Here is an 11997-nt window from a genome sequence, read left to right on the forward strand (position 1 = left end):
CACCTCGCGTGCGCTGGTAAGACACCGGGGTAAAGCGCACTTCGATTTAGCTGGTCTTATACCAAAATAACTTTCAAACTGCTAGGTCGGAACGATACCCGAGCGAAATACTACCTGCTGGGGAGAATCGTAGACTACTGTACGTGCTCATCAGCATGTGCTGCCGTCAATGCCGCGGTCATGGATATGCTCTCTCACCCAAGGTTTGATACGGCCAGTAGGTTGTGCTCGCGCGGCTTGAAGTCGCCGAATTGCTCGATGAAGGAAGCGAATGCGCGATAGCTCGGAGTGTTGATGACAACCTGGTGCTGAAACGGTGGAAGTTCGCGGTTATGTCGCGAGTAGTCTCCTTGGATCTAGTCTTGGCGAACGGTGGACCCTCTGGACGTAGGTGCCCAAAGGAAACCAATTCGTGATGCCCGACTTATCCGGTGGATTTGAGCACTTTGCGGTGCTGCGAATCGGTTGGCTTGCTGTTTCCGTTGCGAATCCGCGGACGGCCAATAGACCGTGCACAATGCGTTCGTAATGTCTCGTAGGCCAGGGCTAACCAAAGTCCTGCTATCTCGGTAAGTGGCTACGGATAGGCGTCGCTCAATACCTAATTAGGGAGGCATCCGGCAGAGAGCGGAGGCAATTGAATGCCTCGCGGCGGATGTCGAGCACGCATTTTGCACCTCGTTTCCGGAGCGACCCCGGATGGCGTTCTAATGGCGAAGCGGGGCGGGGTTCCACAGACCGCTGCGAGTGGTTGTGCCTAGCGACAGACGAGCGGGCTGGGCGTTAGGGTAGTAAGGCGTCAAGCGCTGCAATGCACCCCAGTCGCGGGACCAGTCGTCTTTGAGGTAGCTGGCTACTGTATTCGCCTTCACCAGCAACTCAGTGACTCCTAGCGGCCCACCGCCGTTATTATCCATAACCGGTGAATTGGCTTCGGCACCGAATCGGTCAGGGAGAATACGCCACTTCGGCGTTTCGTCGACCCCATATTGATGGTCGAACGGCCGTTGGCAGGGGAATGCCAGACCCACCAGCCAGTCCAGGAACACCGGGTCCTTGTAGCCGACCACATCCTGCAGGGTGCGCAACTGCGGAATCCGCGGTGGCGTGAGTGCAATCCAATGCTGTGGCGCCAAATCCTCGTCGTCGGCGACTAGGCGGATCTGAGTCGCCGTGCTTGGGATAGCCGACAGGGGAAGCCGTAGGTTACGCCAGGCCGGCGACGCCCCGACGTCGGAAAATTGGAATGATCCACCGGGCTGTCCGCTTGCTGCTCCGCTATCAGTGGCCCATTGCAGTTTCACCTCGTGACGATCGAATCGGCCTGCTGCACTCACGACCAACAACGGCCTGGCCTTGTTCCGTGCTGGTAGTCGGTACCAGTCCGACCGCAGTCTGGCGACCACCTGAATGCCGGACTGCCAGCTTCCCAGCACCGGTGTGCGAGCTGGATCCAAGTTGTAGGGCAGCTGGGCGCGGGAGCCGTTGATTCCTGGTGCGGCATTGGTGCCACCCTCGTTGCCGGCTTCGCCGCCGGTGATCGTCCCGTTTTCTTTTAAGACATCGCGTTCACCCGGGCGTTCCATCACCGGGTCGGCTGACACGTCGGCTGGAATTCCGTTGGCCGTGAAGGCTTCCGATAAGCTTGTCCCCAGTGCGTCGGCTACCGGTGCGGACACCGGGAGCAACATGCCGGCGTTGGGATCCTGCTCGACTAAAACTTCTTCGGCCAGTCCACAAGTCTGTCCGGTTAACGCCTGCAGGTTGGACCTGCCCACCGTCCACGCCGGGTACTGGCCGATCATCGCCAGGGTCAGCGATGTTACCTCGAATATGACCAGCAACCAGGACGCAATTGCTAACGGGGACTGAACGATTCTGTCTATTCGTGCTCCGAATTTGGTTTTGGCAGGCCCGTTGGTGGTAGCCACGAAGTGAAACCATGCTGCCAACAGCAACACCATCACCGTGAGCTCGAGTAGTGCGGTGGTTATAGACCATCGCAGCTTCGGAAACGAATTTGACCATGGCACACCGAAATTGGAGACGTACCACCAGCCGTTGACGCTAGCGAACGACAAAGCCACTACGAACAGCACCACAGCAGCGAACACGGTGCGGTTGCGTCGGGACCGTAGTGCCGCACTGGCTACTGCGACCGCAGCTAGTGCCCCCAGTGACCCGGCCAGTCCTGCAAACACTCCGAAGTGGTGTGTCCACTTGGTTGGGGTGAACATCATCGCCAGAAACGAGATGACGGTGATGCCGATGATGCGTCGGCTGGGCCCGGCTGCAAGGCCTGGAATTCGACCCTTGCGCAACGACATTGCCACCGCCACCGATAGTGCGACGAGCAACGCCAGCACGGCGAAACGTCGGGCGACCGAACCATCTGGGCTAGCCATGAATAGTCGTTCGTAGCGTATGTGCTCATCAAACCACTTCAGGCTAGGCCCGACGGCGCGCTTGAGCAAGCTGGCCTGACTCTCGCCGGCGAACGTTTGGTCTCGGAAGATCAGAATCGCGGTGACTGTGGCCGCAGCCAGGATGGGCGCCACCAACGGCATCGCGCCAAACTGCTTGGAGCGGCGTTGCAGGATGGTCAACAACGGCCCAACAGCGACTAGCAGCGCGCCAATGGAGGCGATACCCGTTGGCCCGGAGAATAGGGTCAGTGCGCCGACAATGCAGGCGACCGCCACCGGCAGCAGCCGGCTGGTGGCCACCGCGCGCTCCACCGAACACCAGGTCAACAGAATGCCCAGGGCGATGATCGGCTCCGGTCGCAGGCCGTTGTCCAGTGGCAGCCACACCGCGAGGAACATACCCGCCGCAGTCCACGCCGCGGCGCGGCTGGTCTTGGCGGCGTGCCCCAGTCGGGGAATGACTTCCCGGCTGATTAGCCACCAGCATGTCAGTGCCATCGTTAGGGTCGGCAACCGCATCCAGGCGCTGGTGGTAGTCACGTGTGCCCACAGTGCCAACAGGTCGTAGTACCAGCCGAACGGTGCTTCGGGTGTGCCGAACCATCGATAGTAATTGGCCATGTAGCCGGCATGCTCGGATACGCGGGCCATCGTCAGGATGTAGCCATCGTCGGATGTGTTGGCACCAACGAAATGCCACCATGTTAGTACGGCGATGAGCAGGGCATCTAAACCGCCGATGGACCACCACCGGTACGGTAGGAACCGCCGGTGCTGGGTGCCATCAGCGGTGTCAAGAAGATGAAGGGCGACTAACCCAACTATGGTAAGCACCACTCCGAGGATCATCGCGATCATCTTTAGCGGTGTGGGGCTGCTGCTGTAGCGAGTGTCGATGGTCGCGGAGAAGTGCAGGCCTGTCGGGGTCGGTCCGGACAGATCGGTGAACACCCCGACGATCTGTGGCCGGAAGTCATAGCCGCTGCGTTCGCCGCGCAATGGTGCGCCGGGGTGCTCGGTATTAGGCCCGTGGGTTAACCCGACGAACTCCGCGGTGATCTTGTCGAAGTACGCGGCGAACGTCAAGCGTTGGCAGGCCGGGCTGAGCACTTGGCTCATCGGGGCACTGACCACCGGAACGTTGCGGACCACGAGCACCAGGTTGTCGTTGGCGCGCTGTATGAGGAGCCCCCGGTCGACGGCCTTTGGAGCCTGTTTGGGCACAGTCGACAGCAGTACAGTCTGGTCCGCACTTTGCGGTCCGGCCAGCCCAGCGGCGGCCGCACACGGCACGGTAACGTTCAGTTCGGTAGCCACATACCCGATCAGCGGTGCCTCGACGCTCTTGAACGTGCCGTTCTGCGGCCAGTTCAATTGAGCGGTGGTCTGGTTTACCGGGAGGAACGGGGTTGCCATCGCGAGCAAGGCCCCGAGCAGGCCGGCGATCACGGCAAGGAGGCGAGCGATCCAGTAGTTTGCTCCCGCGTCGCTCACGGAGGTTGATGCTAACCCTGCGCCAATCCACACCCCGCCGCGGCGCGAGGTAGGGTTCCCACCTGTTTGGAGGGAGAACAAGGCAATTGGGCTAGTTGTTGGACCGCGTCAGGCGCGGTGTCGGTAGCCATCAGGCGTTCCCCACCGGCTTGCGGATGGCCAGCACAAATGGGCCGATGTCTTGTACAGCGAAACGTTGGCCCGAGAAGAGGGCCGCCGGCAGGTCGACGGTATAGCGACGGACGTTGGGTTGGTTGGGGTACACGTCTTTGGCCAATCGCAAGGTGTAGGTGTTACCTACGCCGCGGCGCATCACGAATACCGTAGGTGGTGGCCAGGGCAGTGTGTCCAGCGCATGGATGAACTCGCTGGTCGTCGTGAGCCTGGACCATTGCTGAATCTGTGCGGCCCGCAGGTCGAACTGTGCCAGCGGGTTAGCGTAGTGCGATGTCAATCCCTGAAAGCCCCAGTAGGGATAGTAAGCTAGAAAGCTGTAGTCGGCGGTAAGCACGACGGTCTGATCGCGTGGTTTGCCGGTGATGTGCAGGATGGCTTCGTCGATGGCCCAGTAGTATTTCTCGGAGCCCGGTGGCCGCCGGTCTCCGCGCTGGCCGTGGCCGTCGGTGTCGGTGTAGGCAATGGTGAGATCCGGTCGCAGCACATCGGGGATTTCTTGGCTGAACGCGATCGCCCCTGCCAGTCCGATGGCGCTGGCGATCGAGAGTACGGCTTGGTTGTACTTGGCCAACGCTTGAGTAGTTTCGATGAACCCGAACACGCCGGCGGTCACTAGCAGCACGGTCAGTGTTGGTTGTAGTCGGAACGACAGCAACGTGGTGCGCGCCAATGTGGTCAGAATCGACAGCAGTGACCACAGGTAGACGGCCAGTATGCTGATCACTAGTGCACTTGCTCGCACTGACGAGCTCGTGCGTACCACCAGCCACAGGGTGCCTAGCATGCAGATCGTCCCAAGCAGCGAGAACTGCAACATCGGGAAGGCGAGTTCGGCGCCGTCGGCTGGCAGGTAGTGCTGGGCGCTACCGGTGTTGCTGACCGGGTCATGGGCTGCCCGCGCCAAGAATGGCAGCCAGGTGATGGCCCCGATGGCCGAAGCGATGACGACGATTACGGCCAGCCGGCGCAGCGGGTCGAAAGTCGCCCGGAAACCTGCACGGCGCCAGCGCGCCCCGGCCAGCAGCAGGGTCATCAGTACCACCGTGAAAGCGGCGTAGGCTAGCAGCAGTGTGTACCAGGTTGCGGTGAAGCCGAGGAAGATGCCGACGCCGACTACCGTGGCCCAACCTCGTTCATTGCCGAGCGTGCCCCCAGCCTCACGTTCGGCAGCGCGCAGACCCGACCACGTCAGAACCAGAACGGGCGGCAGCAGCACCGTGATCATTGCGGCGTAGGGTTCCGGCGAGCTGTGGACCAGCGTTACTGCTGCGGTGGCGATGGTGACTAGCAGGGCATATTCGAAGCGGATCATCTGCCACCACAGCACCAGCGTGATGGCGACCGCGATAGTGATGGACGTGATTGCCCATGGCTTGAATATCTCCCAGGCTGGGGTTCCGGTCAGCGCCGCGGCGCGTCCGCCGATCCAGAACCAGCCCGGCGGGTAGAATGGTGGTAGTCCTAGATAGGTCATGTCTTGTAGGGCAGCGCTGTCGGTGAGCCTGGTCAGATATTCGGTGCGGAACTGCTGGTCGACGGAGATGCCGAATAGATAGAGCTTGGTGGCTCCTAGCGGCATGCCTAGCGTCACGACGGTGAAGGTAGACACGAACACCAGCCCACCGAGTTGCGCGAAACTCCGGAATCGCCCTGCCCGCCATACCCACCCAACGGCCAGCAGACCGGTCAGGGAACCGACCTGGCCGACGGTAGTTAGCGCATGCAACGTGTTTGACGATGGAAAAGCCGGCCAATGCACCTGGGCAATGGCAATCAGCGACACTACGGCCACTCCGATAGCCACCAAGACGGCTAACACCATCTGGCCGAGGTTGGCCAGTGCATTACGCATGGTCAGATTGGCAGCTTGCGGAAGATGCTTCGCGGGATGTGTCGCAACACCATCATCACATAACGGAATGTTACTGGTGCCCAAACCAATTCCTTACCTTTAGCGGCTGCGGTAACCGCGAGGTCGGCGACGTACTCCTTGTCGACGGTCAGTGGGGCTTCCTTGACATGCGCGCTCATTCGGGTGCGTACCTGGCCGGGCCGGATAACCAGAACGCGGATGCCGTACTCGTGTAGTGTCTCTGACAATCCTAGGTAGAAACCGTCCAGGCCGGCCTTGGTGGAACCGTAGACGAAGTTGGACCGTCGCACCCGCTCGGCGGCGGCCGAACTCATGACAATAATCTGGCCGAACCCCTGCGCGCGCATCTTCTCGCCGAGCAGTACACCCACGGAAACTGCTGCGGTGTAGTTGATTTCAGCGATCTGCACAGCCTTGCGTTGGTTCTGCCACAGCTCTTCTGCGTCGCCGAGTAAACCGAACGCTACAATGGCCACATCGACGTCGCCGCCGGTAAATGCCTGCTCGATCACCTTCGGATGGCTGTCGGTGTCTAGCGCCTCGAAGTCGATCAGCTCTACTGACCTCGCGCCCGCTGCCGTCATCTGCGCTACCGTGTCTTCACGGTTCGGATCGTCGGGCTTAGCGGCTAGCACGATCCGCGCGGGGGCGTTGCGCAGGTAGCGCTTGCAGATGGCCAGCCCTATCTCGGAGGTTCCTCCGAGCAGCAGCACTGTCTGCGGGTTTCCTACGGCGTCGAGCACCATTTAGAGCAACTCCAAACGTCGGGCCATGTCGGAGGAGAAAACCCGCAAGGGGTCGACCTTGCGGCGCACAGCGATCCACTCGTCGATGCGCGGGTACATGGCGTGAAAAGTGTCAGCGGTGGTACGGGAGTCTTTGGCGGTGTAGAGTCGGCCGCCGAATTCCATGACGCGGCGGTCTAGTTCGTTGACAAACTCGTTGAGTCCGGATTTGATCGGGAAGTCCACGCAGATATTCCAGCCTTGGATCGGGAAACTCAGCGGTGCCTGGTTACCGGGACCGAACAGCTTAAATACGTTGAGAAATGAGTAGTGGTCGCTGACTTGCATGTCACCGATGATCCTTTTGACCTTGTCGATCGCCTCGGCAGGTATCACGAACTGGTACTGCAGGAAGCCTGCTGCGCCGTAGGCGCGGTTCCATTCGCCGAACATGTCCAACGGGTGGTAGAACTGCGTCAGGTTCTGGATCTTTCCTCGGTAGGTGCCAGACTTGCGGTACCAGAGTTCACCGATCGGCATGAAGGTATATTTGTTGGCTAACCCGTTCGGAAAAACATCGGGCAAGGTAAGTAATTGTGGTGCATCAAATTTCAGTGGATTGCGCCGCAGCTTTGCGGGCAACTGGTCCAGCCTGGCTAAGCAGCCGCGCGATACCGCCGCACGGCCCAGCTTCGGGGAAGCGCTGATGGCGTCGAACCAAGCGCTGGAGTAGGTGTAGTCGGCCTCGCTGCCGTCGCTATGCAATGCGATGGTTTCGTCGAGGCTGGTGGTGACGTCGCCGTCGGCGATGAAGTAAGCTGTCTCGGTCGGCGTCATTTCGATGGTGGCACGCAGGATGATGCCGGTTAGGCCATTGCCACCTACGGTGGCCCAGAACAGTTCGGAATCCTTGCCTGTTGGCGTGAGGCGGCACACTTCGCCGCTGGCGGTCAGCAAGTCCATGCTGCGCACGTAGTTGCCGAAACTGCCCGCGTTATGGTGGTTTTTGCCGTGGATGTCGCACGCGATTGCACCGCCGATGGTTACCTGTCGGGTTCCCGGCAACACCGGTATCCACAGGCCGAACGGCAGGGCTGCTTTCATCAGCTTGTTCAAGTTGACGCCGGCGTCGACGTCGGCCAACTTGGTGTCGGCGCTTATGCAGTGGATGGTGCTCAGCGGGGTCATGTCGATCACCAACCCACCACCGTTTTGCGCATTGTCGCCGTAGGATCGGCCTAGTCCGCGGGCTATCACCCCCCGGCCGCCGGCATCGGCGACCCGTGCCACCACCTTGGCGATCAGCTCGGCATCAGGGGTGCGAAGCACGTTTGCCACCGACGGTGCAGTGCGCCCCCATCCGGTCAGCCGGGTTGCGGTCGTGGACACTTCCATGCTCAACATCGTCAAAGTAGAGTACCGCTTGGTTTTGCGACGGTGCGGGACGCTTCTGCCCGATGGTCCAGCTGGCTCAGCGGATTCGGAAGATTACGACTCGTTGCACAATGAAATTGATCACCGTGGCGATGCCTTGTGCAATCACGAAGGAGATGGGTATCGCCCATGGTCGTTGGTAGTGGAACACGAAAAGGCAGAGATGATTGAGCCCCACCTGCACAGCGAAAGTGATTCCGTAGAGAGCCATGACAGCGGCGAACCGAGTGGTGCTTGGCGACACCTGGAACGTCCATCGGTGGTTGATTAGGTAGGCGGTGATAGTGCCTATTACGACGCTGGTGAATTTCGCCAGGTCGACCTGCAAGCTCCCCCCACGATAGAGTGCCACATAGACGCTGAAGTCGACCGCCGCTGCCAGGCTACCGGTGACGATGAAGCGCAGCACTTGCGTTGGCAGGTGTGAATGTTGGTGCGACGTGGCTACAGATTCTGGGGGTTCCATTGGGGCGAGTCTAATGGGACCGCTGGGTTCTGGGCGACTGCTCGGTGTAGCGTTAGGTGGGTAACTTCACCGCCAGTAATATGGACCCGGTGTGTTACTTGTAGCGTGGAATAGGTCACTGTGTTGCTCGGTTGGCGGCTGGCCAGGGTTTGGCCTAACAGAATGCATGTCGCCGCGCAGCACTGCCGATTCGTTGACCCGCGACGAGTCGGTCCGCTGGTTTCTGACCGCCGAGACTATGAATTCATCAGATCGTTGTATCTTTCGACCGCGTCTCTACGATCACCGACTATGCTGCGGTCGTGCGTGACCTCGACTTCGAGGTGATCCCGCGCCGCATATGTCAGAACCGCTGATTGGACTTCTTTGCTCACGATCATAGCGAACACGCAGTGGTTCTGACCGAACGTCCAGCTTGCTTCGTCCGTTCCTAGGTTACCCGATTACTCATGTGTACCGAGTATTTGATTCGTCGCTTCTCGTCGTTACATCGGCACGACGCAGTCGTCATCAACGTACGACCAAGCATTTGCAGCCAGTCATTTACCCGGATCCTCATTCGGTCGACGGTTCTATCGTCTGTTGTTGGGCTTGGCTAATGCATAGTCATTCGGCCAGCTACCTCACGTTGGGTGTAGGCTGCGATACGACAAAACTCGTAAAATTTGGCGTGCAACATCTTTCGGATTTCCTGGCAAGCCGCTGCTCGCCCTGTGATGCCAGCCTGCTGTCCAGTCGGGTGAACCATTTGGTAGGTGCGGCAGGCTGGGCTACACCCAGTAGGGCACCCGCGCGCGGTATCGCCGCATCGCGAACGCTGCTAAGAGCCACCCGGCGGCTGTGAGCGTTACCACTACTGCCCAATGCCGCAGTTCCTGGTGAGCACCCAACAATGGTGCACGCACGATATCGAGGTAGTGTAGCAGTGGGTTGAGTTCGACCATGCTTGACCAGCGCCCCTCTCCTTGTTGCCGCAGTGTGTCGTCGTTCCAGATGATTGGCGTAATAAAAAACAACAACTGCACGACGGAGAACAGCAGAGGGCCGATGTCACGGTAGCGAGTTGCCAGGATGCCAAAACACAGTGACACCCACACACTATTGAGGACTATCAGCGCCAGCGCCGGAAAGACCGACAGATCGGCCCACGACCACGGTTTAGGGAAGAGGATCCCAACGATTAGGTAGACGATGATATTATGCGTGAACAAGATCATCTGCCTCCACACCAGCCGGTAGACATGCACGCTCAATGGCGTGGGTAATTGTTTGATCAGGCCCTCATTGGCGACGAACACTTCAGCGCCTTCCAGGATTGCGGCATTAATCAAATTCCAGATGATCAACCCGAGAGTGACGTAGGGCAGGTGCGCAGATAGGTCCAGGTGAAACAGCTTCGCATACAGCCCGCCCATCGTTATGGCGGTGGTCCCGGTCGCGATGGTGATCCAGAACGGTCCTAGCACCGAGCGGCGGTAGCGCTGCTTGATGTCCTGCCAGCCCAGATGTAACCACAGTTCGTGGCGGTGGAAGCCCTCGATCAGATCACTTCGGGCGCGAGCAAGAGTCCGTGACTGTGCCGCCGCATCGACAAATGTCATTTGCACCGTTCCTCCTCATCGTTTTGCTCTTCATCGTCTCCGGTGCGCGTCATGAGGATCATCTCATGTCGGGCTTACCGAAATTCTCGCGACGTCCCAAGCGATGCAAGCGAATCCACTCTTGTAACCCCTTGGGGTCGCGTCGGATAACGAGGAAGAACCAGCTGAACCTAAACCACTCCTGGGCCAGCAGCTTGCGTTGACCCGGTTGTGCCATCAGGTAGCCGCGGTTTCGGTAAGTGAAGAACCGCTTGATGGGGTCCTCAGGATACTGGGTGTGCATGCGGCCGCCCAGGATCGGCCGGAACTCGGCGGATCCGCAGGGATGTAGGTAGATCGTCTCCAGGCAAGTCCCGAACGGCAGGCCGGACCGTGCCAGCCGGCGATGCAGCTCCACCTCGTCGCCGCGTATGAACAGCCGCATATCCGGAACGCCGATCGATTCCAAGGTGGACGCCCGAAACAGTGCGCCGTTAAATAGCGACACGCTGCCACGCAGCAGATCTTGCCCTTCTTCGGTACGCAATTCGCTTGCTCGCCTAAGCCAGACTAGACCGCGCCGCAATGGAAACGCAAGTAGTTCTGGATCTTTCATGTTGCACACCATCGGTGACACCTCAGCCAGGCTGTACTTATCGGCACATGCCAAGAGGGTCGCAAGCACCCGGTTGTCCTGCGGGATCCCGTCGTCGTCTGCCAGCCAAACCCAATCAGCGCCTAGCGTCAGAGCGTGCAACATTCCTAGCGCGAAACCTCCTGCCCCGCCTAGGTTTCGGCGTGAACCCAAGTAAGTGGTTGGGATTGGTTGACCATCAACCAGATCGCGCACCTTGCTGTGTCCAGCACCGTCGTTATCCACTACGATCAAGTGATCAGGCAATCGGGTCTGGGTGCTCAGAACATCCAACGATTTTGCCAGCTTGTCGGGCCGCTTGTGGGTAACCACGACGGCACAGACATATTCACTCATCTCCGGAAGTTTTTTGCGCGGAGGCATTTTCGGCTATCACCTTGCGCACATGCCGGGCCGCGTCTTCGCCTTCGTAGGCGCGCACTACGTCTTCGATGCCGCCGCTGAGTTCGATGATTCCGTGGTCGATCCACATCGCGGTCTTGCACAATCGGGCCAGGAACTCGTTAGAATGGCTAGCGAAGACCAGGATTCCAGAGCGCTCCACCAATCTCTGCAGCCGGGATTGAGCTTTCTTCAAGAAGTCGGCGTCCACCGCGCCGATTCCTTCATCGAGTAACAGGATCTCGGGGTCGATGCTAGTGACCACACCCATCGCCAGTCGTACTCGCATCCCGGTGGAATACGTGCGTAGCGGCATCGACAGGTAATCGCCGAGCTCGGTGAACTCGGCGATCTCGTCCATTTTGCCCAGCATCTGCTTGCGGGTCTGCCCGAGGAACAGGCCGCGGATGATGATGTTCTCGTAGCCGGAGATCTCGGGGTCCATACCAACCCCGAGATCGAAAACCGGTGCTACTCGGCCGGTGACCTTCGCCCAACCGCGGGTGGGTTCGTAGATGCCCGAAAGCAGGCGCAGCAGCGTCGATTTCCCGGCACCGTTGTGCCCGACCAAACCCACTCGGTCACCCAGGCTTAGCGACATTGTGATGTCCCGCAATGCCTCGATGACGACGACGTTGGAGTTATTGCGCCCAATGGTGCCACCCGCCTTACCCAGAACGGCTTTTTTCAACGAACGCGACTTGGCGTCGAAAATGGGAAATTCCACCCACGCATTGCTTGTCTCGATATGGGGACCCGACACCATGAACTACTTTCATCAGTAGG

The 11997-nt window shown here is 59.6% G+C and carries 8 protein-coding genes; all 8 read right to left on the reverse strand.

Annotation, left to right across the window (positions count from 1 at the left end; translation table 11 throughout):
* Positions 1-707: 707 nt before the first annotated feature.
* A complete protein-coding gene (locus MLPF_RS00525) occupies positions 708-3953 on the reverse strand; it encodes an arabinosyltransferase domain-containing protein (RefSeq protein ID WP_162196847.1) in 3246 nt (1081 codons plus the stop codon).
* A gap of 97 nt (positions 3954-4050) precedes the next feature.
* Positions 4051-5949: a galactan 5-O-arabinofuranosyltransferase gene (locus MLPF_RS00530; protein WP_045842249.1), complete on the reverse strand. Its 1899-nt coding sequence runs from the start codon at positions 5947-5949 to the stop codon at positions 4051-4053.
* Positions 5950-5951: 2 nt separating this feature from the next.
* Positions 5952-6716 (reverse strand): decaprenylphospho-beta-D-erythro-pentofuranosid-2-ulose 2-reductase, encoded by a 765-nt coding sequence (gene dprE2 / locus MLPF_RS00535; protein WP_045842250.1) that lies wholly within the window; start codon positions 6714-6716, stop codon positions 5952-5954.
* Positions 6717-8099 carry a decaprenylphosphoryl-beta-D-ribose oxidase gene (dprE1, locus tag MLPF_RS00540; protein ID WP_045842251.1) on the reverse strand — a complete coding sequence of 461 codons (1383 nt, stop codon included), beginning with the start codon at positions 8097-8099 and terminating at the stop codon, positions 6717-6719.
* 67 nt (positions 8100-8166) lie between these two features.
* Positions 8167-8595: a GtrA family protein gene (locus tag MLPF_RS00545; RefSeq protein WP_045842252.1), complete on the reverse strand. Its 429-nt coding sequence runs from the start codon at positions 8593-8595 to the stop codon at positions 8167-8169.
* Between the two features lie 770 nt (positions 8596-9365).
* On the reverse strand, positions 9366-10196 hold the full coding sequence (gene wzm / locus MLPF_RS00550) for a galactan export ABC transporter permease subunit Wzm/RfbD (RefSeq protein ID WP_045842253.1): 831 nt from the start codon (positions 10194-10196) through the stop codon (positions 9366-9368).
* A gap of 58 nt (positions 10197-10254) precedes the next feature.
* Complete coding sequence (gene glfT1, locus MLPF_RS00555) at positions 10255-11166, reverse strand: galactofuranosyltransferase GlfT1 (protein ID WP_045842254.1); 912 nt, start codon at positions 11164-11166, stop codon at positions 10255-10257.
* Positions 11159-11977 carry a galactan export ABC transporter ATP-binding subunit Wzt/RfbE gene (gene wzt, locus MLPF_RS00560; RefSeq protein ID WP_045842255.1) on the reverse strand — a complete coding sequence of 273 codons (819 nt, stop codon included), beginning with the start codon at positions 11975-11977 and terminating at the stop codon, positions 11159-11161. The genes glfT1 and wzt overlap by 8 nt, the downstream gene beginning before the upstream one ends.
* Between the last annotated feature and the right edge of the window lie 20 nt (positions 11978-11997).

Origin of the sequence: Mycobacterium lepromatosis (assembly GCF_000975265.2) — a bacterium.
GTDB classification, from domain to species: Bacteria; Actinomycetota; Actinomycetes; order Mycobacteriales; family Mycobacteriaceae; genus Mycobacterium; species Mycobacterium lepromatosis.